The organism is Salifodinibacter halophilus (assembly GCA_012999515.1).
In the GTDB taxonomy this organism is placed as follows: domain Bacteria; phylum Pseudomonadota; class Gammaproteobacteria; order Nevskiales; family Salinisphaeraceae; genus Salifodinibacter; species Salifodinibacter halophilus.
In genome coordinates this window covers 1-292 of sequence record JABEEB010000149.1, presented here as the reverse complement: position 1 = coordinate 292, position 292 = coordinate 1, and the positions used below count along the sequence as shown (strand labels likewise).

Annotated in this window: 1 protein-coding gene; it reads left to right on the top strand. The window is 73.6% G+C overall.

Annotated elements, in window-relative coordinates:
* A partial coding sequence (locus HKX41_11090) for a Kae1-associated serine/threonine protein kinase (GenBank protein NNC24676.1) occupies positions 1 to 292 on the top strand: 292 nt, incomplete at both ends.

The following is a 292-nucleotide window of genomic DNA, read 5'->3' as shown; positions in this document are numbered from 1 at the left end:
GCCATCGCGGAGTCGGCGGTCAACCCGGACTACCGGCCGGACGAAGTGCCGGTGACGTGGCGCGGCGACGCGGAGGACGTGTTACTCGGCGGCTCGGACGGCACCGACCTGCGCGGTGCGGAAGCGATCGTCGAGGGCGAGGGCGCGACGGTGACGAAGACCCGCCGACCGAAGGGGTATCGCCACGACGCGCTCGACGCGCGTCTCCGCCGGGAGCGGACGACGCAGGAAGCGCGCCTGCTCTCGGAGGCACGGCGCGTCGGCGTACCGACGCCGGTCGTGTACGACGTGG